General features: G+C 68.8%; 26 protein-coding genes and 1 tRNA gene. 13 read left to right on the forward strand and 14 right to left on the reverse strand.

What is annotated here, in order from left to right:
- Positions 1–227: 227 nt before the first annotated feature.
- The 3 genes from deoC to ACZ499_RS16015 are packed head-to-tail and all read left to right on the forward strand — an operon-like array spanning position 228 to position 3546.
- The gene (deoC, locus tag ACZ499_RS16005) at positions 228–1184 is read left to right on the forward strand and encodes a deoxyribose-phosphate aldolase (protein ID WP_468675788.1); all 957 of its coding nucleotides are present in this window, start codon (positions 228–230) and stop codon (positions 1182–1184) included.
- 12 nt (positions 1185–1196) lie between these two features.
- Positions 1197–2642 carry an aldehyde dehydrogenase family protein gene (locus tag ACZ499_RS16010; RefSeq protein ID WP_468411542.1) on the forward strand — a complete coding sequence of 482 codons (1446 nt, stop codon included), beginning with the start codon at positions 1197–1199 and terminating at the stop codon, positions 2640–2642.
- Positions 2635–3546, forward strand: a complete 912-nt coding sequence (locus tag ACZ499_RS16015) for an aldehyde dehydrogenase family protein (RefSeq protein ID WP_468411495.1) — start codon at positions 2635–2637, stop codon at positions 3544–3546. Before ACZ499_RS16010 ends, ACZ499_RS16015 begins: the two co-directional genes overlap by 8 nt.
- Before the next feature lie 227 nt (positions 3547–3773).
- Here ACZ499_RS16015 and ACZ499_RS16020 read toward each other — a convergent pair whose 3' ends face one another.
- Entirely contained in the window at positions 3774–4004 is a 231-nt protein-coding gene (locus ACZ499_RS16020; RefSeq protein WP_468675509.1) for a hypothetical protein, read from the reverse strand.
- 217 nt (positions 4005–4221) lie between these two features.
- Between ACZ499_RS16020 and ACZ499_RS16025 the strand changes: the two genes are divergently transcribed.
- A complete protein-coding gene (locus tag ACZ499_RS16025) occupies positions 4222–4923 on the forward strand; it encodes a uridine kinase (RefSeq protein ID WP_468675510.1) in 702 nt (233 codons plus the stop codon).
- Positions 4924–5086: 163 nt separating this feature from the next.
- Here the strand turns inward: ACZ499_RS16025 and ACZ499_RS16030 are convergent, their stop codons facing one another.
- A complete protein-coding gene (locus ACZ499_RS16030; protein ID WP_468675512.1) occupies positions 5087–5836 on the reverse strand; it encodes a SigE family RNA polymerase sigma factor in 750 nt (249 codons plus the stop codon).
- A 272-nt stretch (positions 5837–6108) separates the two neighbouring features.
- Between ACZ499_RS16030 and afsQ1 the strand changes: the two genes are divergently transcribed.
- From afsQ1 to ACZ499_RS16045, 3 genes are read left to right on the forward strand one after another with little or no spacing between them, the layout of a single operon-like run.
- The gene (afsQ1, locus tag ACZ499_RS16035; RefSeq protein ID WP_371654354.1) at positions 6109–6786 is read left to right on the forward strand and encodes a two-component system response regulator AfsQ1; all 678 of its coding nucleotides are present in this window, start codon (positions 6109–6111) and stop codon (positions 6784–6786) included.
- A 52-nt stretch (positions 6787–6838) separates the two neighbouring features.
- The gene (locus ACZ499_RS16040) at positions 6839–8329 is read left to right on the forward strand and encodes an ATP-binding protein (protein WP_468675514.1); all 1491 of its coding nucleotides are present in this window, start codon (positions 6839–6841) and stop codon (positions 8327–8329) included.
- Positions 8326–8976, forward strand: a complete 651-nt coding sequence (locus ACZ499_RS16045) for a hypothetical protein (protein WP_468675516.1) — start codon at positions 8326–8328, stop codon at positions 8974–8976. Before ACZ499_RS16040 ends, ACZ499_RS16045 begins: the two co-directional genes overlap by 4 nt.
- 278 nt (positions 8977–9254) lie before the next feature.
- Here the strand turns inward: ACZ499_RS16045 and ACZ499_RS16050 are convergent, their stop codons facing one another.
- Entirely contained in the window at positions 9255–9575 is a 321-nt protein-coding gene (locus ACZ499_RS16050; RefSeq protein ID WP_468675519.1) for a hypothetical protein, read from the reverse strand.
- A 173-nt stretch (positions 9576–9748) separates the two neighbouring features.
- Here ACZ499_RS16050 and ACZ499_RS16055 point away from each other — a divergent pair, with 173 nt between their 5' ends.
- Positions 9749–9988, forward strand: a complete 240-nt coding sequence (locus tag ACZ499_RS16055) for a GntR family transcriptional regulator (RefSeq protein WP_468675791.1) — start codon at positions 9749–9751, stop codon at positions 9986–9988.
- Positions 9989–10210: 222 nt separating this feature from the next.
- On the opposite strand, the gene ACZ499_RS16060 is transcribed toward ACZ499_RS16055, so the two are convergent.
- From ACZ499_RS16060 to ACZ499_RS16080, 5 genes are all read right to left on the reverse strand, one after another.
- Positions 10211–10435, reverse strand: coding sequence for a DUF7848 domain-containing protein (locus tag ACZ499_RS16060; protein WP_468675521.1), 225 nt, complete (start codon positions 10433–10435; stop codon positions 10211–10213).
- A 298-nt stretch (positions 10436–10733) separates the two neighbouring features.
- Complete coding sequence (locus tag ACZ499_RS16065; RefSeq protein WP_468675523.1) at positions 10734–11588, reverse strand: helix-turn-helix domain-containing protein; 855 nt, start codon at positions 11586–11588, stop codon at positions 10734–10736.
- Positions 11589–11594: 6 nt separating this feature from the next.
- The gene (locus ACZ499_RS16070) at positions 11595–12113 is read right to left on the reverse strand and encodes a DUF6879 family protein (RefSeq protein ID WP_468675525.1); all 519 of its coding nucleotides are present in this window, start codon (positions 12111–12113) and stop codon (positions 11595–11597) included.
- Positions 12094–12357, reverse strand: a complete 264-nt coding sequence (locus ACZ499_RS16075) for a hypothetical protein (RefSeq protein ID WP_468675527.1) — start codon at positions 12355–12357, stop codon at positions 12094–12096. The genes ACZ499_RS16070 and ACZ499_RS16075 overlap by 20 nt, the downstream gene beginning before the upstream one ends.
- 175 nt (positions 12358–12532) lie before the next feature.
- Complete coding sequence (locus ACZ499_RS16080; RefSeq protein ID WP_468675530.1) at positions 12533–13291, reverse strand: major capsid protein; 759 nt, start codon at positions 13289–13291, stop codon at positions 12533–12535.
- An 868-nt stretch (positions 13292–14159) separates the two neighbouring features.
- Between ACZ499_RS16080 and ACZ499_RS16085 the strand changes: the two genes are divergently transcribed.
- The gene (locus ACZ499_RS16085; RefSeq protein ID WP_468675532.1) at positions 14160–14399 is read left to right on the forward strand and encodes a prolyl oligopeptidase family serine peptidase; all 240 of its coding nucleotides are present in this window, start codon (positions 14160–14162) and stop codon (positions 14397–14399) included.
- Between the two features lie 343 nt (positions 14400–14742).
- Positions 14743–14892 (forward strand): hypothetical protein, encoded by a 150-nt coding sequence (locus ACZ499_RS16090; RefSeq protein WP_468675534.1) that lies wholly within the window; start codon positions 14743–14745, stop codon positions 14890–14892.
- On the opposite strand, the gene ACZ499_RS16095 is transcribed toward ACZ499_RS16090, so the two are convergent.
- The gene (locus ACZ499_RS16095) at positions 14889–15227 is read right to left on the reverse strand and encodes an HNH endonuclease (protein WP_468675536.1); all 339 of its coding nucleotides are present in this window, start codon (positions 15225–15227) and stop codon (positions 14889–14891) included. The two genes, ACZ499_RS16090 and ACZ499_RS16095, sit on opposite strands and share 4 nt — an antisense overlap.
- Before the next feature lie 36 nt (positions 15228–15263).
- On the opposite strand from ACZ499_RS16095, the gene ACZ499_RS16100 reads away from it, so the two are divergent.
- Positions 15264–15452 (forward strand): hypothetical protein, encoded by a 189-nt coding sequence (locus tag ACZ499_RS16100; protein WP_468675538.1) that lies wholly within the window; start codon positions 15264–15266, stop codon positions 15450–15452.
- On the opposite strand, the gene ACZ499_RS16105 is transcribed toward ACZ499_RS16100, so the two are convergent.
- Positions 15453–15527, reverse strand: a tRNA-Leu gene (locus tag ACZ499_RS16105). It abuts the gene before it with no gap.
- 704 nt (positions 15528–16231) lie between these two features.
- A complete protein-coding gene (locus ACZ499_RS16110) occupies positions 16232–17950 on the reverse strand; it encodes a recombinase family protein (RefSeq protein ID WP_468675540.1) in 1719 nt (572 codons plus the stop codon).
- Between the two features lie 789 nt (positions 17951–18739).
- Between ACZ499_RS16110 and ACZ499_RS16115 the strand changes: the two genes are divergently transcribed.
- Entirely contained in the window at positions 18740–19261 is a 522-nt protein-coding gene (locus tag ACZ499_RS16115; RefSeq protein ID WP_468675542.1) for a VanZ family protein, read from the forward strand.
- A 77-nt stretch (positions 19262–19338) separates the two neighbouring features.
- Entirely contained in the window at positions 19339–19557 is a 219-nt protein-coding gene (locus ACZ499_RS16120) for a PspC domain-containing protein (protein WP_468411480.1), read from the forward strand.
- Positions 19558–19574: 17 nt separating this feature from the next.
- Here the strand turns inward: ACZ499_RS16120 and ACZ499_RS16125 are convergent, their stop codons facing one another.
- The 3 genes from ACZ499_RS16125 to ACZ499_RS16135 all read right to left on the reverse strand — a co-directional run bounded on the left by ACZ499_RS16125 (position 19575) and on the right by ACZ499_RS16135 (position 22046).
- Positions 19575–20300: a hypothetical protein gene (locus ACZ499_RS16125; RefSeq protein ID WP_385545473.1), complete on the reverse strand. Its 726-nt coding sequence runs from the start codon at positions 20298–20300 to the stop codon at positions 19575–19577.
- A gap of 139 nt (positions 20301–20439) precedes the next feature.
- Positions 20440–20757 carry an ATP-binding protein gene (locus ACZ499_RS16130; RefSeq protein WP_468675544.1) on the reverse strand — a complete coding sequence of 106 codons (318 nt, stop codon included), beginning with the start codon at positions 20755–20757 and terminating at the stop codon, positions 20440–20442.
- Between the two features lie 134 nt (positions 20758–20891).
- Positions 20892–22046: an adenosine deaminase gene (locus tag ACZ499_RS16135; protein ID WP_468411474.1), complete on the reverse strand. Its 1155-nt coding sequence runs from the start codon at positions 22044–22046 to the stop codon at positions 20892–20894.
- Between the last annotated feature and the right edge of the window lie 22 nt (positions 22047–22068).

Genomic DNA, 22068 nt, shown 5'->3' on the forward strand with positions numbered 1-22068 from the left:
CCCAGGGAGACAAGTGGTGAAGGAAGGGAAGAGCCGCATGCCGCTGTGTTCTCGTTCGGGTGGGGCCGTTGGAGGCTTCGGCGGGCTGCATCAACGAATTTAGTGATCTTGTTCGGCGGAGCCGTCCGCGCCGTGTCACGGCGGCGTGACAGGGACCGGAAGCTTGCGTTCCAGGTCAGTGGGGCTGTACAGGACGCTACGCGCGTAGATATGCTCATCTGGTGACCATGCCCACCAATGCACCTGCAGCTGCCTTCGCCGACGCGACCGCGTCGGACGCGGCTCTGCGCCGCTTCCTCCACGGGCTCCCCGGCATCGATCCGGTGGGCCTGGAAGCGCGCGCCGCGTCCCTCGGCACCCGTTCGATCAAGACGACGGCCAAGGCGTACGCCATCGACCTGGCCATTTCGATGATCGACCTGACGACGCTCGAAGGCGCGGACACCCCGGGCAAGGTCCGGGCGCTCGCCGCCAAGGCCCTCCACCCCGACCCGCTCGACCGCACCACCCCGGCCACCGCGGCCGTCTGCGTCTACCCCGACATGGTGGCCACCGCCAAGGAGGTCCTGAAGGGGTCGGACGTGAAGGTCGCGTCCGTCGCCACGGCCTTCCCCGCGGGCCGCGCCGCCCTCCCGGTCAAGCTCGCGGACGTGCGCGACGCGGTGGCCGCGGGCGCCGACGAGATCGACATGGTGATCGACCGGGGTGCGTTCCTGGCCGGCCACTACCTCAAGGTGTACGAGGAGATCGCGGCCGTCAGGGCCGAGTGCGGTGACAAGGCCCGCCTCAAGGTCATCTTCGAGACCGGCGAGCTCTCCACGTACGACAACATCCGCCGCGCCTCCTGGCTCGGCATGATGGCCGGCGCCGACTTCATCAAGACGTCGACCGGCAAGGTCGCGGTGAACGCGACGCCCCCCAACACCCTGGTCCTGCTTGAGGCCGTGCGCGACTACCGCGCCCAGACCGGCATCCAGGTCGGCGTGAAGCCCGCCGGCGGCATCCGCTCGACCAAGGACGCCATCAAGTTCCTGGTCCTGGTCAACGAGACCGTGGGCGAGGACTGGCTGGACAACCACTGGTTCCGCTTCGGCGCCTCCTCGCTGCTCAACGACCTGCTGATGCAGCGCCAGAAGCTGGCGACCGGCCGCTACTCCGGCCCTGACTACGTGACGGTGGACTGAGACCCCATGAACATGGAAACGCAGACATCTGCATTCGAGTACGCACCGGCGCCCGAGTCGCGTTCGGTCGTCGACATCGCGCCTTCGTACGGCCTGTTCATCGACGGCGAGTTCACCGAGGCGGCCGACGGCAAGGTCTTCAAGACCGTCAGCCCCTCGTCGGAGGAAGTCCTGTCCGAGGTCGCCCAGGCGGGCGAGGCGGACGTGGACCGGGCCGTGAAGGCCGCACGCAAGGCGTTCGAGAAGTGGTCGGCGCTGCCCGGCTCCGAGCGCGCCAAGTACCTCTTCCGTATCGCCCGGATCATCCAGGAGCGCAGCCGCGAGCTGGCCGTCCTGGAGACCCTGGACAACGGCAAGCCGATCAAGGAGACCCGCGACGCGGACCTCCCGCTGGTCGCCGCGCACTTCTTCTACTACGCGGGCTGGGCCGACAAGCTCGACCACGCGGGCTACGGCGCCAACCCGAAGCCGCTGGGCGTCGCGGGCCAGGTCATTCCCTGGAACTTCCCGCTCCTGATGCTGGCGTGGAAGATCGCCCCGGCGCTCGCGACCGGCAACACGGTCGTGCTCAAGCCCGCCGAGACGACCCCGCTGACCGCCCTGTTCTTCGCGGACATCTGCCGCCAGGCGGGCCTGCCCAAGGGCGTCGTCAACATCCTCACCGGGTACGGCGACGCGGGCGCGGCCCTCGTCCAGCACCCGGACGTCGACAAGGTCGCCTTCACCGGCTCGACCGCCGTCGGCAAGGCCATCGCCCGTTCCGTGGCGGGCACCGACAAGAAGGTCACGCTCGAACTGGGCGGCAAGGGCGCCAACATCGTCTTCGACGACGCCCCGATCGACCAGGCCGTCGAGGGCATCGTCAACGGCATCTTCTTCAACCAGGGCCAGGTCTGCTGCGCGGGCTCGCGCCTGCTGGTCCAGGAGTCGATCCAGGACGAGCTGCTCGACGCGCTGAAGCGCCGTCTGTCCACGCTCCGCCTCGGCGACCCGCTGGACAAGAACACGGACATCGGCGCCATCAACTCGGCCGAGCAGCTGGCCCGGATCACCGCGCTCGCCGAGACCGGCGAGGCCGAGGGCGCGGAGCGCTGGTCCCCGGCGTGCGAGCTCCCGTCCTCCGGCTACTGGTTCGCCCCGACGCTGTTCACCAACGTCACCCAGGCGCACACCATCGCCCGCGACGAGATCTTCGGCCCGGTCCTTTCGGTGCTGTCGTTCCGTACGCCGGACGAGGCCGTCGCCAAGGCCAACAACAGCCAGTACGGCCTGTCTGCGGGCATCTGGACGGAGAAGGGCTCGCGCATCCTCGCGGTCGCGGGCAAGCTCCGGGCCGGTGTCGTGTGGGCCAACACGTTCAACAAGTTCGACCCGACCTCGCCCTTCGGCGGCTACAAGGAGTCGGGCTTCGGCCGCGAGGGCGGCCGGCACGGTCTGGAGGGTTACCTCGATGTCTGAGTCTTCTGCGTCCACGGCGTCCGCGACGCGTCTCAACGTCTTCAAGACCTACAAGCTGTACGTCGGGGGCAAGTTCCCCCGCTCCGAGAGCGGCCGGGTGTACGAGGTGACCGACTCCAAGGGCAAGTGGCTGGCGAACGCCCCCCTGTCCTCCCGCAAGGACGCGCGTGACGCGGTCGTCGCCGCCCGCAAGGCGTTCGGCGGCTGGTCGGGCGCGACCGCGTACAACCGGGGCCAGGTCCTCTACCGCGTCGCCGAGATGCTGGAGGGCCGCCGCGAGCAGTTCGTACGCGAAGTGGGCGAGGCGGAGGGGCTGTCCAAGTCCAAGGCCGCCGCGGTCGTCGACGCGGCGATCGACCGCTGGGTCTGGTACGCGGGCTGGACCGACAAGATCGCCCAGATCGTGGGCGGCGCGAACCCGGTGGCGGGTCCGTACTTCAACCTGTCCACGCCGGAGCCGACGGGCGTCGTGACGGTCCTCGCCCCGCAGGACTCGTCCTTCCTGGGGCTGGTCTCGGTGATCGCCCCGGTGATCGCTACCGGCAACACGGCCGTGGTGATCGCCTCGGAGAAGGCCCCGCTGCCGGCGCTGTCGCTGGGCGAGGTGCTGGCCACGTCCGATCTGCCGGGTGGCGTCGTCAACGTCCTCTCCGGCAAGACCGCCGAGATCGCTCTGCCGCTCGCCTCCCACCAGGACGTGAACGCGCTGGACCTCGCGGGTGCGGATGCGGAGCTCGCGCGCGAGCTGGAGGTTGCCGCTGCGGACAACCTGAAGCGCGTGCTGCGGCCTGCCGTGGCCGACTGGTCTGCCGCTCCTGGTACACGCCGGATGACCGCGTTCCTGGAGACCAAGACGGTCTGGCATCCGACGGGGTCGCTGGGAGCGTCTGGCTCCGCCTACTAGGCGGTTCTTCGGCTGCGGGCCGGTGGGGGCCGGTCGCCCCCAAGTTCTCGGCTCCGCTCGAACAGGGGGGACCCCCAGCGCGGCGGAGCCGCACATGTCACAGCCCCGCGCCCCTCAGGGGGTGCTCGGCTCGGCGTACCAGCGCTCGGCCCAGCTCTCCCCTCAAGTACCCCGAACGGCGTCCCCCGGGCCCCCACCCGGTGGGCGCCGTTCGGCATTTTTCGCGCTCAGCCCGGGAGAAGCCTCGTCGCCGCGCCGATCAGCGGGAAGTCCTTGAGCGCGCCGCTCTCGTGCAGCGGGGCCGTCGCGATCGCCGTCGAGACCGGCTCGAAGTCCGCGATCCGGGTGCCCACCGCGTTGTCCAGCGGATCCACCGGGGTCTTGGCGAACGGGTCGAGGCTGAGCGTCTTGGCCGGGGCGAGACCGTTGGTCGGCCCGGCCGACAGGTCCCCTGTCACGGACCGCGTGGGGCCGTCCACCGCGGCCCCGGGGTCCGCGACGGCTGCCCGACCAACTCGGCCGGGCCGGGGGCCGCCTGCGCCGCGCCCGCGGCGGTCGCGGTGAGCCCGGCGCGCAGCAGCACACGGCCGCGACGGGCCCCGCCGGCTTGGTTTCGTGCCACGCCGCCCCACTCCCCTGCGTATCGATACGAGCACGCAGCGTAGTTGAGGTGTGATGCTCGATACCAACGGGCTCCCCGAGTGGTCCACCTCCCGGGTGGATGCCTCAGACTGGTGTCCCGTGACCGCACACGCCATCCCGACACGCGTCGTTCTCCTCACGGGCCCCTCCGGTTCCGGAAAGTCGTCGCTCGCCGCCCGCACGGGCCTGCCCGTGCTGCGCCTGGACGACTTCTACAAGGAGGGCGACGACCCGACCCTGCCGCGTGTGCCCGGCTCGCCGGACATCGACTGGGACTCGCCGCAGTCCTGGGACGCCGACGCGGCCGTGGCGGCCGTCGTCGAGCTATGCCGTACGGGGCGTACGGCCGTACCGGAGTACGACATCGCCACCAGCTCGCGGACCGGGACGAGTCTGTTCGGCATCGACCGCACACCGCTGTTCGTCGCGGAGGGGATCTTCGCGGCGGACATCGTGGCGCGCGTACGGGAGCACGGCGTGCTCGCCGACGCCCTCTGTCTGCGCGGGCGGCCCTCGACCACTTTCCGGCGCCGCCTCGCGCGCGACCTCAAGGAGGGGCGCAAGTCGGTGCCGTTCCTATTGCGGCGGGGGTGGCGGCTGATGCGGGCCGAGCGCGGGATCGTGGCGCGCCAGGCCGCGCTGGGCGCGTACCCGTGCGGCAAGGAGGAGGCGCTCGGCCGCCTCGCCGCCGCCGCCGCGGGGCGGTGCGTGGCCGCGCCCACGGCGCGGGTGTGAAAAAGCGGGTGTGAAAAAGCGGGACCGAGTGGGCCCCCCAGCCCCGTCGGTCCCGCTCTGTTCCCCCGTTACCCGTACGCCCGACGTATCCCCCGAGACGCCGGCCCCCGTACGTTCCCCCTGCATCCCCGTACTCCGGCGGCTGCCACCGCCGACCAGACCTTCAGGCCACCAGCTCGCCGAAGGACTCTTCCTCGTCACGGCCGAAGGCGAGGACGTCGTCCTCGCGCAGCCGGCGGAGCGACCGCCAGATGCTCGACTTCACCGTGCCGACACTGATGTCCAGTATGTCCGCGATCTCAGGGTCCGTACGGCCCTCGTAGTACCGCAGGACCAGCATCGTGCGCTGCAGTTCGGGCAGTCGCGCCAGCGCCTGCCAGAGCACCGCGCGCAGCTCCGTGCCGCGCATCGCGTCCGTGCCGCCCGCCGTCTCCGGCAGCTCCTCGGTCGGGTACTCGTTCAGCTTGCGGCGGCGCCACGCGCTGATGTGGAGGTTCGTCATGGTGCGGCGGAGGTAGCCCCCGACCGCGGCCTTGTCGCTGATCCGGTCCCAGGCCCGGTAGGTCGAGAACAGCGCGCTCTGCAGCAGGTCCTCGGCCTCGAACCGGTCGCCGGTCAGGTGGTAGGCGGTGGCGTACAGGGAGGCCCTGCGCTCCTGCACATAGGCGGTGAACTCCGCCTCGGACCCGGAGCGCTCCCCCGTGGCCTCCCCGTACGCCGCATCCCCGCTGGTCCCCACGCCCTTGAAGGGCGAGACCGGCACTGCGTCGAGCACCGTCATGTACGTCTGGTGCTGACGCCCGGTGCCGCGAGCGCACCCCCGTCCGCTCACGGCACCGGACTTCTCGCTCCGCACGACGTCGTGGAGACGCGTGACAACTGCGCTTGAGGTGGTGCTGTGCAGTGCGTTCATCTCGCGCCCCCCGTCGGTGGAGTCTTGTTTCGGTCGGTACGAGGAAGACTCTGCCCGGCCAGTTTCATCGCGTTGTCCGGCGACTGTCACAGCCGCGTCACAGCGCGCGCCACCACCGGCGGTGGGCCCCTGCCGGGGGTCCGGGGGTCGCCCCCCGGATGGACACAGCAGGGCGCTGTCCGACGACTGTCACAGCGGGCCGTGGACAGTGGAGAAGGGGCGATGTCCACGGAAGGTCGAACTCCGCTCCCCCATGGGCCAGAATGACCTCCGTGCCTTTCCTGTTGCTGATCGAGGACGACGACGCCATCCGCACGGCGCTCGAACTCTCCCTGTCCCGCCAGGGCCACCGTGTGGCCACCGCGGCGACGGGAGAGGACGGCCTGAAGCTGCTCCGCGAGCAGCGGCCGGATCTGGTCGTGCTGGATGTGATGCTGCCCGGGATCGACGGCTTCGAGGTGTGCCGCCGTATCCGGCGCACGGACCAGCTGCCGATCATCCTGCTGACCGCGCGCAGCGATGACATCGACGTGGTGGTCGGCCTGGAGTCCGGCGCCGACGACTACGTGGTGAAACCGGTGCAGGGCCGGGTGCTCGACGCCCGGATCCGCGCGGTGCTGCGCCGGGGCGAGCGGGAGGCCACCGACTCGGCCACGTTCGGCAATGTGGTGATCGACCGCGCCGCGATGACGGTCACCAAGGCCGGCGAGGACCTTCAACTGACGCCCACCGAGCTGCGGTTGCTCCTGGAGCTGAGCCGACGGCCCGGACAGGCGCTGTCCCGCCAGCAGCTGCTGCGCCTGGTGTGGGAGCACGACTACCTGGGCGACTCCCGCCTGGTCGACGCGTGCGTGCAGCGGCTGCGGGCCAAGGTCGAGGACGTACCGTCGTCCCCGACGCTGATCCGTACCGTGCGCGGGGTGGGCTACCGCCTCGACACCCCGTCGTGATGATCCGCGTCTGCACTTCCCGGATGAACCCAAGAAAGCAGCGATTCGGAACGTGAAGAAGGCGATACTCGCCGGCCACCGCTGGACCAGCCTGCGCCTGCGCCTGGTCGTCGTGTTCGCGCTCGTCGCGCTGACCGCCGCCGTCTCCGCGTCGGGGATCGCGTACTGGCTCAACCGCGAGGCCGTGCTCGTGCGCACCCAGGACGCGGCGCTCGGCGACTTCCGGCAGGAGATGCAGAACCGGGCCGCCTCGCTGCCGCTCCGGCCGAACGCCCGCGATCTGCAGACGACCGCCCAGCAGATGGCGGCCAGCAGCCGCTCCGGCTACCACGTCAGCTCCGGCTACCAGGTGCTCCTGGTGGACCAGCGCGACCCGGGCAAGCCGATCGTCGGGGCGTCCGACGTGGACCGCTTCACCCTGGATGACGTACCGACGTCGCTCCAGGAGGCGGTGAACAAGAAGCAGAAGGTCACGGACAGCAACGACTATCCGTACCACCTGTTCTGGCAGCGCAGGACCCTGCGCGGGAAGCCGTACCTGGTGGGCGGCACGAAGATCATCGGAGGCGGCGCCACCGGCTACATGCTCGCCTCGCTCGACCAGGAGCGCCAGGACCTCAACTCGCTGGCCTGGTCGCTCGGCATCGCCACCGGGCTCGCGCTGCTCGGCTCCGCGCTGCTCGCGCAGGCTGCCGCGACGACCGTGCTGCGGCCCGTGCAGCGGCTCGGCGACGCGGCCCGCCAGCTGGGCGAGGGCAAGCTCGACACCCGGCTGAGGGTCTCGGGCACGGACGAACTGGCCGATCTGTCGCGGACGTTCAACAAGACGGCCGAGAGCCTGGAGAAGAAGGTCAGCGACATGAGCGCGCGGGAGGAGGCGAGCCGCCGGTTCGTGGCGGACATGTCGCACGAGCTGCGTACGCCGCTGACCGCGCTGACGGCCGTCACCGAGGTGCTGGAGGACGAGGCGGACAGCCTCGACCCGATGATCGCGCCGGCCGTGCAGCTGGTGGTCTCCGAGACGCGGCGGCTGAACGTCCTGGTCGAGAATCTGATGGAGGTCACGCGCTTCGACGCCGGTACGGCCAGGCTCGTCGTGGACAACGTGGACATCGCCGACCAGATCACCGCGTGCATCGACGCGCGGGCCTGGCTGGACGCGGTGGACCTGGACGCCGAACGCGGCATCATGGCGCGGCTCGACCCGCGCCGCCTGGACGTGATCCTGGCCAACCTGATCGGGAACGCGCTCAAGCACGGCGGCTCCCCGGTGCGGGTCTCGGTGCGGGTGGAGGGCGAGGAGCTGGTGATCTCGGTACGGGACCACGGGCCCGGCATCCCGGAGGAGGTGCTGCCGCACGTGTTCGACCGCTTCTACAAGGCGAGCGCGTCGCGGCCCCGCTCCGAGGGCAGCGGCCTGGGCCTCTCCATCGCGATGGAGAACGCCCACATCCACGGCGGCGACATCACGGCCGCGAACTCGCCCGAGGGCGGTGCGGTGTTCGTGCTGCGGCTGCCGCTCGACGGGGGTGAGGAGGCGTGAGAGTACGGCTGCTGGGCGGTGCGCTCGCCCTGCTGGCGCTCGGCGCCGCTGCCACGGGGTGCGGCATCCGGCCCACCGCGGTCCCGGTGGACGCGGGGCCCGCGCCGTCCCGGGTGCCGTGCGAGGTGCCGGGGAACTCGGTGACCCCGCAGTTCGAGGGCGTCACCGTCCGGGTCTATCTGGTGTGCGGGGCGCAGCTGGTGTCGGCCGAGCGGTCGGTGCGGATCCCGGAGGGCCGGGCGTCGGCCGACCGCCTCCGGTTCGCGGAGGCGCTGCTCACGGAGCTGGAGGTCACGCCGGCGGGGGACGAGAAGGCGGCCGGGTACACGACGGACGTACGGGGTCCGCTGACGGTGACGGCCGCGCGCAAGGGCGACCCGTCGGGTGCCCTGCGGCTCTCGCGCCGGCCGGAGGATCTGCCGGCTCTGGCACTGTCGCAGATCGTGTGTACGTACGCGGAGAACACGCCGACGTCGTCGGGGACGCAGCAGGTGGTGCTCGGGGGGCCGGGCGAGGACCCTGTGCGGGGCTACGCGTGTACGGCGGAGATGAAGACCCGGCCGGACACGTCTCCGACGCTGGGCGATGCGCTGCATCCGACCGGGGGGAGCTCCCCCACCCCGCCCCTTCCCGAAGTTCCAAAGTAGGGGTTCTGTCCCGCCCGGCGGTGTCGGCTCGGGCGGGACAGCGTAAGACGTGAGGGGTAGCTGCTCAGCGGCGTGCGGTGGGCAGCTCACCCCACCGTGCGCGCGGCGGGTACTGCCGCACATGGTCGGGGCACGCGTACTGAGTGAATCCGGTGCCGCCGCTCATGCTCTGCACGTCGCCGAGGATGACGGGGGCAGTCGTCCAACATCCGCAGATAGCCAGAACGGGAGGCTTGCCAGGCTCGATCTCGCTGGTGAGCGCGTCGCGGGTCATCCGCTCACCCCGCTGCGGGGAACGACTCGGCGGAGAAGGGGGCTCCCGGGAAGGTGTAGGGGAAATCGACTCCCCATGTCGCGAAGTACAGGGCTCGCCGCCGCTGCTGCTTCAGGCGGAGCTCTAGGGTTTCCTCGGCTTGTTGCCGGAAGAGCGCTGCGGCTTCCTCCTTGCTGGGCCCGAGCCACGGGCGGGTCCAGGGGTCAGTGGGCTCGGGTCGGCTGGCGAGGTAGGCGGCGCTGTGCCGTCCTGGCTCGGGTCGACGAGTCCACGGGACAAGGACGCACAGCACCCGTCCGAGGATGTGGGCGATACGATCGCGCATACGTCGGTCAGCTCCTAGATAGCTGTTTCGGCGAGCCCCGGCGGACCGTTCCAGCGGTCTTCCGGGGCGTTTTCAGTTCCGACGGTAGCCAATACGTATACCCCTGTCTATAGACAGGGGTATACAGGTGCATCTATGGCCTGATGTGCACCGATCGATACGGTCCGCTGGTGATGGAGTTCGACCCGACCCGCCCGAAGTGGCAGCAGATCGCCGACGTGGTGCGGCAGCGCATCGTCAGTGGCGAATACCCCGCCCGGCACCTGGTTTCTGAAGTGCAGATGGAGAGCGAATTCGGCGTGGCCCGGACCACGATTCGGAAAGCCACCGCCGCTCTACGCGAAGAGGGCTTGATCGTCACCACCCCCGGCATGGGGTCCTTCGTCCGGGACCAGAGCGACGGCAACGCATAGCCCCACTCGGCGTGCGGGGAACATGCTGGCCAGGACTCATGGCACGCCATGGCACAGATCGCGGCATGCCCACCCCCGCCGTGCGATTCGCCGTCAGCCGGCGGGGGCGGGACCTATCCGCTCCTGGTGTTCTGAGTCCCCACTGAGCACACCGAGAGCGGAGTCAGCCCCGAGCCCCGCTGGGACCACTGCCGAGGGGAGCCGGGCAGCGGGGCCGGGAACCTACACGCGCGTCACCCACGCATGATCCGTGTAGACCCGGCGGAACAGGTCATGCCCCGTCCGGCCGGTGTGCTCCAGAGCCCAGTCCTGCGCAGCCTCCTGCTTGCCCTGCGGGCCCGAACCCTGGCCGCACTGGTCTGCTACGCAGAACGCCTCACACGTCACGCCGGACTCCGGAACGTGCCGGATCGTGTGCGGCACGAACCGCAGAACAGCGCGGGTCATCGCGTCCTCCGCCGCTTGGCTCCGTCCGGGTCGGCGCAGTCGGTGTGCCGGTACACGACGACCGGACCCGACTGCCGGTCGAGCGTCCCCCGCTTACAAACATCAAGAGACTCGATCGACGTCATGCACGACGGGCACGTCTCACCCTTCGGTGCGAACGTCGTGTACTCCCACTGGCTCGCGTCGGTCTCGGTTCTGGTCGCCATCGTGTTGCCGTCCCCTCGCGTGGTCCGATGACAACCACGCTAGGAACGCGGAACCCTCAACTCACAGCGGATTGCGTCTGATTGCGAGCGAATTATGCGAGGGAGTCACGAGCTTTGACAATCAGTACGCGGGCCTTCTGGCCGTAGACCGCCATGTCGGCCAGCGTGGCGAACGTGTCGGCGTACGCCCCGATCTCGCTTGGCTGTGTCAGAGTCAGGTACCCGCTGACCAACTCGACGTTGACTTGCGCCTTGTCGTAGATCCAGAACCCTTCTACGGGCATCCGTGACCGGCCCAGCCGCGAAGGAACGACGCCCAAGCTCACCTGTGGCAGTTCGCCGTCGGCGAGCGAGCACAGCCGCTCCAACTGCTCGACATGCGTGTCGGCATCGCCGTACCCGCTGCGCAACACGGACTCCTCGACCAGGAACGCGAACTGTCGCTGCCCCTCACGCAAGACACGCTGACGCTCCATGCGCACGGCCACCGCGTCGGCGACGTCATCGACCGGCACCCGCCTCCGCTGGACAGCGCGCAACACCGACTCCGTATACCCGTGGGTCTGAATCAGGCCAGGCACCAGCCATGACGAGTAGGCCCGGAACCAGCGGGTGCGTTCGAACAGCGGGAGAACGGCCTCCTGCGCCCGTCGCAGCCCCGCGCGTTCCATGCGCCGCCACTCCACCCACATGCCTTCAACGGCCCTCAAGGAGGCAATCAGGTCTTCTGTCTGCCTCTCAGCGCCGGTAGCCGCGCACCACGCGCGAATGTCGTCCTCGCTGGGCTTCTGCCTACCCGTAGAGATCCGAGAGACTTTGGAAGGAGCCCACCCGCAGCGAGCGGCTACATCCTTCCCCTCAAGCCCGGAGTCCTTCACCAACTCCCGTAGCCGGTCAGCAAGAAGCTGCCGGGCTCGCTGGACGCTGGATGACGATGATGGGGACATGACTCGCTAGACCGGCTTGTACTCCTCGTGAGGCGTAGCTCGCTGCCACACCAACTCAAAGGCAGAAGAGACCAGGTGAACGACTTCAGGATCGGCCCGCAACTCCCGGTCGACGACTTCTCCGATCCCCGAGAAGTATGTGAACAGCACCGACTTACCGTCGAACATCCATAGGTCCGTACCCGGCAGCGGGATGTCAGCGGCCTTCCGGCGGGGCAGCCAGCGGACCAGTTCGCCCGCTGCCACGTTGGCGAACGTCATGTCGTGCTCGTACCGGATGTACTCCGTGACCGGTTCCGAGACGACCCGCGCCCGCCGCATGACGACACCCCGCGCAGTCGTCTCCTGAACCAGGTCATGCCACGTTCCCCACCAGTCGGGCAGCTTCGCAGGGTCGCTGTCGTACCGGTGCCCAGCGCGCCAGCGGGCGAACTCTGGGTCATCCGGGGTGTAGCTGTCGCGCATCTCCAAGTGCACAGCGGACCGCTGGGCCTTGGCGATCAGCTCACGTACGGGGTACTTCACCGGTGCCGTCCTCCGGTCGCGGGATGTACTTCCGCATGACAGCGGGAAGCCGAACGATCGCCTCGTGATCCGGAACATCCGTACTGTGACCGGGTATCGACCCGACCTCCTGGCATTCCTTTACCTCCGCCTCAGTGGCCTTGTAGGACTGGATCAACAGATCCCCCGTGTCCTCGTCCAGCCAGATGGTCGGCGAGTCATCCACGGGGGTGTTGGGGATGATCCCTAGGAACCGCAGCTTCATGGTTGCCCCCTCGCTGTGTCGATTTGATTGCGGCCGATTGCTAGAGCGTCATCCCTCCGCAGGATCTGCGCAAGAGGGCATTCCCGCACGGGATTTGATACAGCACCCGATACAGCGAAAGTCCCCGCACCCGCCGCCCCGGAGGGCAGCGAGCACGGGGGCTTTGTGGCGCAGGTCAGCCGACGAGAACGTTGGTCAACCGTGCAGCAGCCTTCCCGCCGAAGAGGGCAAGGCCGCAGTAGAAGTCGATGCGAGTGCGGTACACGGGCTTGTCATGGGACTCGCCAAGGTCGGTGGCCTGCACGCCGCCGTTGGTCAGGCCGCTCACCCCCGCATCAGCCTCGGTGCGTCCGAAGCGTACGGCGTAGATGTCACCGGTCTGCTTGCCGCCCGTTCCAGCCGTCAGCGGGAGCGCGTCGGTACCGTCCAGCTTCTGCCCGGCCTCAAGCAGCGGGATGCCCTTCCACGTGACCGTGTTCTTCCCGGCGATCTCGGCCGAGAGGAGTTGGGCACCGCCGAGCCGCCGGAACCCGGACTCGATCTTCGCCCGGAGTGCGGCGTTCATGTAGAGCGCCCCGTTCGAACCGTCGATGCCGCGTACCTGGGCGGCGAGCGCGTCCAACGCATCAAAGAAGTCATGTCCGTTGGCGACCGGCCCCACGCCCTTCGCGTCCAGGACCTGACCGCCGAACAGGCGCTTGCGCAGACCGTCGAAGCCCTTCGGGTTCACCTCCACATCACCATTGAAGAACTGGTCCGCGAAATGAACGGATGCCGCCTTAATCTTTAGCGTCTCCTGGATAGCCCGCTGGTCGTTGATGTTGCCGCGGGTCTGCGCGATGAACTTGTCTACATCGGAATCCCCGCCAAGAATGGCCAACGTTTCGATCTTCTGGTTCAGCGTTCCGGTACTCTCCGGGTAAGCCTCGTTCACGCCCCCGGAAGGAAACCCCGGGAAGGGTGGATTCCTCGTTGTACCGGTACGCATTACCCTGAACCTCGATTAGCGGAAGCCGGTCCAGGATGGGAGATTCCTGGATGAATGTTTCGATTACACCCCGCTGAAGCTGGTCAAGGGAAAGCTTCGCGGATTCGGCAAGAGTCAGAGACATAGATTATTCCTTACTTTTGAGTGGATCATCAAAAAAAGTGCCGCAACTTGTCGCTGACAACACTCACCAAAACGGCCTAATGAGCCATGCGAGAAAGTCACCTCCCTGCCGCTCGGGCGTGGGAGGGGTCGGGGGTACCCCCCTGGTCAGAAGGGCGGACGCTCCAGCGATTCGCGCCGCGAGCGAGCCTCAGCAGCGAACCCGCCCGGCTGATGCCGCGCTGTCTCCCGGTTGTGACAGCCGACGCACAGCGGACGCAGATGCTTAGCCGCATCCGGGTTCGCCTCGCCCCGTGCGAGCAACTCACGTCGACTCTGCGGGAAGTGGTCCGCCACGTTCGCCGAACTGCCGCACAGCACGCACCACGGGTTCCGGTAGAGGTAGGCCCTGCGGATGCGCTGCCAGCGGGTGTCATAAACGGCGCCACCACGTGAGGCACGGTCCGCGTTGGCCTCACGCTCATGAGCGGCACAGCGTCCGCCGGCCCGGGTCAGCTCAGGGCACCCGGGGGTACTGCAAGGGGGGCGGGGTCTACGCGGCATGGGGGCACCTCCCGGGGGTGGGGGATCGTTTCTGCGCCCCTCGTTGGAGTGATGAGCGCATGGGCAGATATTGGGCCGGGCAGTCACGGAGCGACTCGAACCAGCCGCCGAGTCTCCCCCAATCGCCCTTCACAGAAAGGGATTCGCCATGCGCCGCATCGCTGCCATCATCCTCGGAACCGTCGTGGCCCTCGGACTCTCAACCACCACCGCAACAGCAGACCCCACGGACCCCGGCGGCAATCGGCCCGGTGGCCTTCTTGTCGGTGCAGGCATCAATATGCGGCCGGACCTTTTCAGGGCGGCGTATACCAGCGTGGCATTTGTTAACGTGATCAACATGTTGAGTGATCAACATGCTGATGCCCTCGGAGCTGCCACTCACTGACATCAGTGCTAGCTAGATCGTGCACGCGCCTGGTCGACACCGTCAGAACATGGGGTTACTGCCCCAAAGTCCTCGCGCGTCTTCATCCGATGGCACGGGCGGTACAGCGGATGAACGTTGTCATCCGCGTCCGCTGGCCCGCGTCAGCTCGGGGCACCCGGGGGGCAGAAATGACGGACCTTGACAGATCTCGGAAGCGCGGGTAGCTCCCACAATTCCGGCGAGGCAAAGCGTGCAGATCACTCGTAAGCAGGACGGTCGCTCTGACTGCGCGCCCCCTGTGCTCCGTCACCGTGGGTTAGGTCACGCTTAACAGTGGGTGCCGGGGGGGCACACCGGGGTCATGACCCAAGTGACCGAGAACGCGAAACTCCCGCAGGTAGAGATCCGTTGGGGCGGCTTCCACCTGACCGTGCAACGCATCCCCGGATGGCTCGTCGCCCTGATCACCACCGCCGGCGGGGCAGCGGGAACGTGGTGGGCACAGCGCTAAGCCGCGCGTCCGAACTCCGTTGCGGTCTTGAGCCCGTGACACCCGTGGCACAGCACTTGCACATTGCTGTCTACGTCCTCGCCACCGAGAGACAGCGGACGCACATGGTCCACGTCCACCCCGTCCGCGGGGAAGTCGCCCAAGCACCAGTCACACCACGCCGAGCCCCGTTCCTGCACTCGCCGGCGGAGCCGAGCCGCAGCGTCAAACCGCTTCGCGCGTCGTCGGCTCCGTGCTTGCCGGGTGCGGACGCTGGTCCGACCCCCGTAGACGGTGTGGTGGTTCTTGCAGCGTCCGCGGTGTGTGGCGGGTTCGGTGCAGTCGATACAGTTCATAGGGCCCCCTAGGGTTAGGACGGATAGGCTCGGCCTATGGCAGATGACGAGCCGAACTGGACGCTGCAACTGCAACCCGCTGAACGTGCGGGGCTCGCTGCTGGCGACTGCCAGAAGTGCGGCAATGAACTGTGGTGGGACCGTGATGGCCGCGGTCTCGTCGACGAATGGGACAGCGCTACAGGGCAACGTGATGACCACCGCCACCGGCTCTACCTGATCTAGTGCCCGCCCCCGGACTCGAACCGGGAACACCGCGGGCCTAGGCCGCCTGCCTCTTGCCAGTTGGGCTAGGCGGGCTGGTGTCGTCCTCGCCGAGCGGCGGAACAACGTGGGGACTGCACGCGCTTACAACCCCGTTCGGCGCCCGGGTCAAGGGCGGTTACTTGTGGGCGGTGCAGTCCCCGCACGCGTTGCCTCACGACCCCTGCGACCACCCCGGTAACGCGGGGCGCGTGGTGCACGGGCAACGCTGAAACCGAGAGCGGGCACTCAGTCCGCCGGGTGTCCCCCGTTGGGTGGGTGCGCGGTAGTCCCGTTCTCGGTCAGTAGTGGAGGGCAGACCTTGCCGGGGTTCGCGGTGAAGCGAGTCGGCCGGTTCTTCTCTCGGACCCATTGTGGAGAGCAGACCTTGCCCGCGCCGTTGGCGTGCGAGCTGGTCTGTCTCCCGGACCTATGTGGAGAGCAGATCTTGCCCGCGCCGTTGGCATACGGGCTGATCTCTCTTCCGGGCCTATGTGGAGAGCAAGCCTTGCCGAGCCCTGTTGGTGGCGAAGTGTCGAGCGGCGGCCCGGTTTCTCTTCTTTCTTATTTTTTCTATGTGTTCTAAAAAAGTGTCGTAAGTTGTCACTCTCAACACCCTTCGCCCCGCTGTTGAGCTGCCCGAGCCCGAGAGGGCCGCCGGCGAGCAGTCACAGAAGCCCCCTACGCCCGTGTGCGGGCATGGGAAAGCCCCGGCGGCCCGCGAGGGATCGCCGAGGCTGTGTAGTTCCCGTGGATGCTTGTTACGCGGCAGCCGCCAGTGCATCTGGGTACAGATTGCGGTGTGCGTCGGCGCCGGGCGTGGGTGCGTGCTTCGGGTTGTTCTCTGCCGCGAGAGCATCGGCCAACGTGACGTTCTCCTCGATGGCGGGGTCAAGGGGGCCCTTGATGGTGAACTCCACGCGGCGCAGGTCGAGCTTCCGCCACCCGCCCTTGGTGCCGCGCTTGACGATGAGCTTGGCCCCAGATTCCACAAGCATGGTGCGCCGTGCCACGTTGTCGCCGCTGTTCCAGTCGTCGGCGTAGCTGCGTCCGGTGGGCAGTGCCTCGCGGCGGGGCTTGGTCTTCTCCCGCCCCTCCAGTTCGGCCAACCGGGAGTCGAGCGCGTCCGCGTGCTTCTGCCACGCTGCTTGTGCCGCCTTGGACTTCTGGCGGCCCTGCTGCTTCTGGTGCTCGGCGAACTCGGCTGTCGTGGCGTCGATCTCGGGTTGAGGGTCGTAGCCCGGTATCTCGATGATGCGGGTGATCTGTACGGGGCCGACGAGGCGCATGAACTCGGCGGTCACGTACTGCTCTACCCAGTCAGCGCGTACGCACGAAGGGGCGGGGCAGTCCGACCCGTACTTGTAGGACGAGCATCCGTAGTAGCCCTTGTTCAGGTACATGCGGGAGCCGCACCCGTCGCAGTGGATGACGCGCAGCAGCAGCGCCCCGGAGTCCTTGCGGACGGGCGGGCGCTCGGCCACGGGCTTGGGGGCGAGCAGCGCGCCCACCTGGTCGAACTCCTCGCGGGTGAGGATCGGGGTTTCGGCGGCAAGGATCGGGGTGCCCTGGTCGTCGCGGACGGGCTTGCCCTGGTAGACCTTCCAGCCGAGCAGGGCCGGGCTGGTCAGCATCCTCACGATGGTCTCAGCACGCCATTGCGCGGGCTTCCGCTTCGCAGTGGCGCTCTCCTCGGGCTCCGCTCCGCCGTTCTTCGTACGGGCCCTGTAGGCGGCCCAGTGGGCGGACGGGGACAGCACACCGTCAGCGTTCAGCATGCGCGCGATGGCGAGCGGGGCGAGCCCGGACAGCAGCGCGGCAATGATCCGTTCGATGACCTTGACGGCTACAGGATCCGGGACGAGTGTCCAGCCCACTCCGCCGTGTTCCTTCGGCATGGGGGCAGGCAGGTAGCCGTACGCGGTCTTGCCGCCGCCGCGCCACCGAAGCGGCATCTTGCGCATGGCTGCTTGTGCGCCGGTCACGCGGTCGCTGGTGGACTGCGTTTCGACCTGTGCCGCGAACGCGAACATCATCATCATGAGTTCGCTCATGGGGTCCATGGGGTTGCGGAAGTCGAAGACCAGCCGACCCGCGCCGCCTAGACCCTCCGCGAAGACGATCATTTTGCGGTGCTCGCGGGCCCACTTCGCAAGCTCGTGCATGTCCTGCATGGACCGGATAGCCCGGTCGAAACGCCAGAAGACAAGGGCGTCAAAGTCGTCGGGGCGCTTCAGCCACTCGCCAAGCTGCGGACGCTCAAAGGGGCCGACCTTGGACGCGCTTACGTCCAGGTCGACCGCTTCGCGCAGCTTTCCGCCCGTGCCGAAGTCAATACCGAGGGCTACCGCCGCCTGGTCGTCGGCTTCACGCTGCCGCTCGGGGCTGGTGGTCTCGTCCGTACGGACCGACAATCGGACGCACCGCACACCCCGCAGGGTCTCTGCACCCAGCGTCCCAACAGGTGTAGTGCTCTCCATGTAAGTACCGGGAGAGCCGAGGTTTCCCGAACTTGGGGCGCCCTGCGCGGATCCTAGTGCGTCTCTCTTCATGGCCTCTGTGGAGACCACACCTTGCCCGAACCGCTTGACCTGCGACGATGCCGCCATGACCCGAGGACTCCAGAACTGTCAGTCTGGAACTCCGGGGCTTCCCTGAACCCTCCGGGGGTGGGGGTGGGTTGAGGTGGGTTTCCCGGGGGCTCCGCCCCGGACCCCCGTCGCGGGGCCTGCGGCTCCTGCACCCCGCTTCGGGCCCGCCCCCGGACCCCGGCACGGGGGTGGGTGGGTACCTGGGCTTCGCCCCCGGTCCCCGTTCGTCTGCGGGCCGTCCGTGGCTGGTCGCGCAGTTCCCCGCGCCCCTGAGAGGCGGGGCCTTCGGCCCCTGCCCCGCTCCTCAAGCGCCGGAGGGGCTGAGCTTTGGCCGGGCCCCGTTCCTCGCACGCCGGAGGGGCAGAATCTTGGCCGGGCCCTGTTCTGCCTTCAGGGACGCGGGGAAATGCGCGAGCAACCACAGCCGACCCGCAGACAAACACCGGGCCGAAAAAGGGGCGCGGGGCTGTGACATTGTGCGGCTCCGCCGCGATGGGGGTCCCCGCTGTTCGAGCGGAGCCGAGAACTTGGGGGAGCGACCAGCCCACCCACCCGCAGACCGACGCGCAACCAGTCACCCGGCCGCAGGCCGAGCGGGTCTCGGCGCCCAGCCACCGGGAACGCGGAACCGATCGCGCAGCCCCGCGCGTCTTGGGGAGCGTGCTACAGCGTCATGGTGTGGGCGGCAGCGCCGCCATCCGGTACCGCGCGACGGGCTGCGCTCTCCTTCTCGCGCACATGGCGCTCGTCGCGTGGCTCACGCTGCGCCCACGCGACGTCATGTGGGTGACCGCACCCAACCTCACCCCGCTCGCCGGTATCCGCGCCGACCTCGCGCTGGGGTCCCTGGAGGCCGCGCACCGCATCGGGGAGGGGCTGCTGCTGCTCGCCCCGCTCGGCGTGCTGCTGCCGCTCGTCGGGGGGCGGCTCGTCGTCTCGCCCGTGGGCTCCCTGCTCCGTACGACCGCCGCCGCCGCACTCGTCTCGCTCGGCATCGCCCTGCTGCAGACCTCCGTGCCGGGGCAGGTGGCCGATGTGGACGCGCTGCTCCTGAACACCGCGGGCGCGGCCTTCGCCCACATCGCCGTCGTGCCCGCCGGGCGGATCGCGCTGCGGCGGTGCCAGGACCGGGACGACGTCCCCGTACCGTCGGCTCAGGGTCGTACCCCGACGATTCCCAGGGTCGGGGTCGCCCCGTAGTCCGACGCTTTGCCCGGTTCGGGGCGGCAGGGTTGAGGTATCGCAAGACAAGACCTCCCGACCCGAAGGAGCACCTCATGGCCACCCTTGCCCGCCCCCGCGACGGACGGATGATCGGCGGCGTGTGCGCGGCGCTGGCACGGCGCTTCGGTACCTCGGCCACCACGATGCGCGTGATCTTCGTAGTCTCGTGCCTGCTGCCGGGTCCCCAGTTCCTGCTCTACATCGCGCTGTGGATCCTCTTCCCGAACGAGAAGGGCCACAGCACCCACAGCACCCCCAGCACCGCCTGGTGAACCCCTGGGGGGCCGCGCTAGGAACCCAGCACCCGGCGTACCTTCTCCAGCTGCTTGTCCGCCACGTCCCTCGGCACCTCCACCAGCTCCTGGGCCTTGCCCGGGACCGGCGCGCCGAGGTTGATCGTCATGAACCGTACGATCGTGGCGCCCTGGCGCACCACGACGATGTGGACCGGCGTCTCCACGTTCACCTGCGTGGACGACGCGGACCAGCTCACCGACCCGTCCCCGCCGATCCGGTACGGCCGCGCCTTCACGCGCGCGTACGTGGAGCTCGTGCCGCCCAGCTCGGCCTTGAAACCCGGGCAGGCGGCGACCGCCGCGCGCAGGTCCTTGATCAGCTTCTCGGCTTCGGGGCGCGCGTACGTACTGAGCGACGCCGCGACCGCGAGGCCGAGCTTGCGCTGGGAGCCCAGGCCCCGGTTGACGGTCTCGCGTGCCTGCGGGTTCGGCTCGTCGCCCATGATGTCGGCGAGCGGCTGGCACGGCTTGCGGTCGGCCTGCGGGCGGGCCCGGCCCTGGGCGGTGGTGTCGGCGGAGACCTGGTAGCCGGGCACGTCGCCCTGTTCGAGGGCCGCCCGCTGGAGGCCGGTCCGCGCGGCCGCCGAGGCCGAGGAGCCCTTGGCGGCGGGCGCGGAGGCCTTGCCGTCGGAGCCGCCGCCCGACGAGCCGCACGCGGTGGTGAGGAGCAGCGCCGACGCCGTCATCAGCACGGCAGGTCCAGTCGCCTTCACACGCATCGTCGGAACCCTACTCACCTGTCAATAACCAGCGTACGAGCCGCGATCCTGACACAGACGCGGCGGAGCGCACACCCACGACCGGATGTGCGCCCCACCACAACACCTCAAAGCACCGCCAGGCGGTACGTTTCGGCCATCAGCCGCCGAGAGGGAGCCCCGCTCCGCGCAGGGGCAGGCCGCCGATAAGGCCGGCCAGCGGGTCCGCGCCCCTGGTCGGCAGGGTGGACGCGCCCTTGCCCAGGGCGTTCTGACCGGCGGTCAGCGCCTGCGGGGCACCCGTCGGCAGCTTGTTGGCGACGCCCTCGACGGGCAGCGTCTTGGTCAGGCCCGAGGGGGCGGGGAGCTCGGGCACTCCGGCGATGGCGGGCGCGGCGGAGGCCGTACCGGCGGCAGCGGCGGCGAAGGCGACACCGACAGCGGCGGCACCGAACGACTTGACGGCAGACTGCTTCATCTGGAATTCATCCTAGGGAAGGGGATGCGAGCGGCTCTGCAAGCTAGTCAGACCGCCGCTCGCCCCGCAAACACGTGAAACCACGGAAAACGGCCGGGATTTACTTCTCCCGGCCGTTCCGATGTTGTACCCGATCAGCCCATGGACGGGGTAGACCCGCTGGTCGCAGCGGTCTGCTTGAACAGCCATTCGGATTTCAGCTCGGCGTAGCCGGGCTTGATGACGTCATTGATCATGGCGAGGCGTTCATCGAAAGGAATGAACGCTGATTTCATCGCATTGACGGTGAACCACTGCACGTCGTCGAGCGTGTAGCCGAATGCCTCGGTCAGCCGCTCGAATTCCTCGCTCATGCTGGTACCGCTCATCAGGCGGTTGTCGGTGTTGACGGTGGCGCGGAAGTGAAGCCGGCGCAGCAGCCCGATCGGGTGCTCGGCGTACGAAGTGGCGGCGCCGGTCTGGAGGTTGGACGTCGGGCACATCTCCAGCGGGATCCGCTTGTCCCGTACGTACGCGGCGAGCCGCCCCAGCTTCACGGTGCCGTCCTCGGCGACCTCGATGTCGTCGATGATCCGCACCCCGTGGCCGAGCCGGTCGGCGCCGCACCACTGGAGCGCCTGCCAGATCGACGGCAGGCCGAAGGCCTCGCCCGCGTGGATGGTGAAGTGGTTGTTCTCCCGCTTCAGATACTCGAACGCGTCCAGGTGACGGGTGGGCGGGAAGCCGGCCTCGGCGCCCGCGATGTCGAAGCCGACCACGCCCGAGTCCCGGTAGGAGTTGGCGAGTTCGGCGATCTCCAGGGCGCGGGCGGCGTGCCGCATGGCGGTCAGGAGCGCCCCGACGCGGATGCGGTGCCCGTTGGCGCGGGCGCGCCGCTCGCCCTCGCGGAAGCCGTCGTTGACGGCCTCCACGACCTCCTGGAGCGTCAGCCCGTTCTCCAGGTGCTGCTCCGGCGCGTACCGGACCTCGGCGTAGACGACCCCGTCCTCGGCCAGGTCCTCGGCGCATTCGGCGGCGACGCGGAACAGCGCGTCGCGGGTCTGCATGACGGCGCAGGTGTGCGCGAAGGTCTCCAGATACCGCTCCAGGGAACCGGAGTCGGCGGCTTCCCGGAACCAGATGCCGAGCTTGTCGGCCTCGGTTTCGGGCAGACTGGTATACCCGGTCTGTTCAGCGATCTCGATGATGGTGCCAGGACGCAGACCGCCGTCGAGGTGGTCGTGGAGCAGCACCTTCGGGGCGCGGCGGATCTGGTCCGTGGTCGGAACGTCGGTGGTCTGGCTCGTCATCTGCGCATGCTAGCCCCTACGC

The organism is Streptomyces sp. NPDC031265, assembly GCF_055570295.1.

Coding starts and splice junctions, on each gene's coding strand:
- deoC (WP_468675788.1), top strand. CDS start 228: ATGCCCACCAATGCACCTGCAGCTGCCTTCGCCGACGCGACCGCGTCG.
- ACZ499_RS16010 (WP_468411542.1), top strand. CDS start 1,197: ATGGAAACGCAGACATCTGCATTCGAGTACGCACCGGCGCCCGAGTCG.
- ACZ499_RS16015 (WP_468411495.1), top strand. CDS start 2,635: ATGTCTGAGTCTTCTGCGTCCACGGCGTCCGCGACGCGTCTCAACGTC.
- ACZ499_RS16025 (WP_468675510.1), top strand. CDS start 4,222: ATGCTCGATACCAACGGGCTCCCCGAGTGGTCCACCTCCCGGGTGGAT.
- ACZ499_RS16030 (WP_468675512.1), bottom strand. CDS start 5,836: ATGAACGCACTGCACAGCACCACCTCAAGCGCAGTTGTCACGCGTCTC.
- ACZ499_RS16050 (WP_468675519.1), bottom strand. CDS start 9,575: ATGCGCGATCGTATCGCCCACATCCTCGGACGGGTGCTGTGCGTCCTT.
- ACZ499_RS16055 (WP_468675791.1), top strand. CDS start 9,749: ATGGAGTTCGACCCGACCCGCCCGAAGTGGCAGCAGATCGCCGACGTG.
- ACZ499_RS16060 (WP_468675521.1), bottom strand. CDS start 10,435: ATGACCCGCGCTGTTCTGCGGTTCGTGCCGCACACGATCCGGCACGTT.
- ACZ499_RS16065 (WP_468675523.1), bottom strand. CDS start 11,588: ATGTCCCCATCATCGTCATCCAGCGTCCAGCGAGCCCGGCAGCTTCTT.
- ACZ499_RS16075 (WP_468675527.1), bottom strand. CDS start 12,357: ATGAAGCTGCGGTTCCTAGGGATCATCCCCAACACCCCCGTGGATGAC.
- ACZ499_RS16085 (WP_468675532.1), top strand. CDS start 14,160: ATGCGCCGCATCGCTGCCATCATCCTCGGAACCGTCGTGGCCCTCGGA.
- ACZ499_RS16090 (WP_468675534.1), top strand. CDS start 14,743: ATGACCCAAGTGACCGAGAACGCGAAACTCCCGCAGGTAGAGATCCGT.
- ACZ499_RS16095 (WP_468675536.1), bottom strand. CDS start 15,227: ATGAACTGTATCGACTGCACCGAACCCGCCACACACCGCGGACGCTGC.
- ACZ499_RS16100 (WP_468675538.1), top strand. CDS start 15,264: ATGGCAGATGACGAGCCGAACTGGACGCTGCAACTGCAACCCGCTGAA.
- ACZ499_RS16110 (WP_468675540.1), bottom strand. CDS start 17,950: ATGGAGAGCACTACACCTGTTGGGACGCTGGGTGCAGAGACCCTGCGG.
- ACZ499_RS16120 (WP_468411480.1), top strand. CDS start 19,339: ATGGCCACCCTTGCCCGCCCCCGCGACGGACGGATGATCGGCGGCGTG.
- ACZ499_RS16125 (WP_385545473.1), bottom strand. CDS start 20,300: ATGCGTGTGAAGGCGACTGGACCTGCCGTGCTGATGACGGCGTCGGCG.
- ACZ499_RS16130 (WP_468675544.1), bottom strand. CDS start 20,757: ATGAAGCAGTCTGCCGTCAAGTCGTTCGGTGCCGCCGCTGTCGGTGTC.
- ACZ499_RS16135 (WP_468411474.1), bottom strand. CDS start 22,046: ATGACGAGCCAGACCACCGACGTTCCGACCACGGACCAGATCCGCCGC.